The organism is Gemmiger formicilis, from assembly GCF_900167555.1.
Classification (GTDB): domain Bacteria; phylum Bacillota; class Clostridia; order Oscillospirales; family Ruminococcaceae; genus Gemmiger; species Gemmiger formicilis.
Window position 1 is genome coordinate 1 of sequence record NZ_FUYF01000063.1, and the last position, 2,560, is coordinate 2,560.

Sequence of the window (2,560 nt, forward strand, 5' to 3'; positions counted from 1 at the left end):
CCGAAGTAAGTTTGCACCTCCTTGGGACTTACAACATTGGGTAAATCTTGAAATTCCGTGTTCATGGGTTCCTCCTATGTAAGTAGTGAAAAACGCTTTCACTATATAGCCACTGGGAAAGGGCAAAAAGTATCGCAGACTTTTGAAATGTAATAATTTGTAATAAAATGCCGGCATTATATAGCCATTGGGAAAAATCAAAATCTTACCTGCTATAAAAATTTTCATCAAAATTAAAACAGGCAAGCCGCAGATTAAAACGGCTTGCCTGTAGAATGACGATGCTGACGGTAATGACGATGTTTTTGATATACCCCTTTACCCTATCCCACAAACACCGTCACCATCGTCACTACCGTCACGCTTATAGTGAAATGACGCTTGCAGTTTACTACTGCTCGAAACGGAAACAATGATACTACGAGAAAAATAAAATCAGAATGACGCAGATGACGCTAATGACGCTGAATCTGGGATATGGTATAGGGATATCCTCAAAACAGCGTCACGAGCGTCATTAGCGTCACTATCGTCACGCAAGAACTGTGCCGGGGGTCTGGGGTACACCCCAGAAATGTGCATGTGGATGACCACATGCTATGCTAGCAAAACATGTCTATCCCAAAACGATGACAAACAAACCCGATACCCGCACAAATTCGTATATGCTCTCAAGAGTGAATCACTTCTGATTCATCCAAAAATCTTGACTCGAAAAAGTGAATCCGTTCTGATTCACTTTCCAAAGTGCTGCTATTATTCCCCTTCCTCCACGCGCGTGGTCATCACGGCGATGCTCTTTTTTCCGGGAACGGGGTAACGCACCTTCTTAAATGGCAAGAAAAAACAAGAATATAGTCATGGCATTTTCAGAGAGCCGTGTTAGTCTATCTGATTCTTTCCAAGTACATTGTCCGCGGTATTGCGCTCGGCAGTGTGAAAGGGTAAAATAACACTTACGGAGGTGCAGTGCGCTTGCGCTGCACCTTTTTTGGTGTTTATGCGAAAAAAGAAAACGACAGAAAGAACGGAGGAATACACGATGTCATTTCCGGAAAATTTCGTCTGGGGCGCGGCAACCGCAGCCTATCAGATCGAGGGCGCAGTGCAGGAGGATGGTAGGGGACTGTCCATCTGGGATACCTTCAGCCATACGCCGGGCAAAACAAAGAACGGTGATACAGGGGACATCGCCTGCGACAGCTATCACCGCTGGGCAGAGGATATTGCACTGCTGAAAGAGATGCACCTGAAGGCGTACCGGTTCTCGATTGCCTGGCCGCGCATCTTCCCGGAAGGCACGGGGGCAGTCAATCCGGCAGGTCTTGCCTGGTATGACCGGCTGGTCGATGCGCTGCTTGCGGCAGGGATCGAGCCTTATGTCACGCTCTACCACTGGGATCTGCCGCAAGCCCTGCAGGACAAGGGCGGCTGGCTGAATGATGATACGGCAAAAGCCTTCGCCGGGTATGCCGCCGCGGTGGCCGCGCACTTTAAGGGGCGGGTGCGGTACTATTTTACCCTCAATGAGCCGCAGTGCAGCGTGGGGCTTGGCTACAGCAGCGGTGTACACGCACCCGGTTTCCGTCTGGATGACGGCTCGGTGTTTACAGCGTGGCATAACACGATCTACGCCCACTGCCTTGCGGCCGATGCGATCCGCAGGGCTGACCCCGATGCCCGGGTCGGCATGGCCCCGACAGGGCGCATCTGCACCCCGGCAACAGACGACCCTGCCGATATTGCGGCGGCCCGCGAGGCAACCTTTGCGCTGGCGGACGGAGACTGGACCTTCACCTATGCCCCGGCACTTGATCCGCTGTGCGGGCGCGGCTGGCCTGTGATCGCGGGCGGTCAGGCCCAGCGTGTGGTGGATGCCATCCCGCAGGAGCAGCTGGACGCTCTGCCGCTGGGCAGGCTGGATTTCATCGGGATGAACATCTACAACTCCGTCATGGTGCGCGCCGGGGCAAACGGCAAGCCGGAATTCTGCCCCCGGGCCGCAGGACATCCGCGCACAGCCATCGGCTGGCCCATCACCCCGGAGTCGATGGAGTGGGGGACACGCTTTATCTGGGAGCGGTACGGTCTGCCCATCTACATCACCGAGAACGGCCTTTCCTGCACCGACAGCATCCATCTGGACGGCAAGGTGCATGACCCTGCGCGCATTGACTTCACCCACCGCTATCTTCTGGCGCTGCGCCGCGCGATTGACAGTGGCGTGGATGTGCGCGGCTATTTCCACTGGTCACTGCTGGATAATTTTGAGTGGAGCGAGGGCTATAACGAGCGCTTTGGTCTGATCTATCTCGATTACGCAACCGGCAAACGAACCCCCAAGGACAGCGCTGCCTGGTACGCCAAGGTGGCCGAAACGAACGGAAAAAATCTGTGAAAAGGCACGGTATGGCCCCTCGCTATGTGTTTGTTTCCTCTAAGAGATGCCCTCTGCGCGCTGATGGTCGTGCTTGCGATCGATGCAGAGAAATGCTCGCGGAATAACCATACCTGACAGGCTGCACACAAAAAATACTCCCTTATTCTGCTGCGCGCGCAG

General features: G+C 53.8%; 1 protein-coding gene. It reads left to right on the top strand.

What is annotated here, in order from left to right; all coding sequences use genetic code 11:
- Positions 1 to 1,042 precede the first annotated feature (1,042 nt).
- Entirely contained in the window at positions 1,043 to 2,398 is a 1,356-nt protein-coding gene (locus B5D32_RS14440) for a GH1 family beta-glucosidase (protein WP_078785654.1), read from the top strand.
- Positions 2,399 to 2,560: the final 162 nt, after the last annotated feature.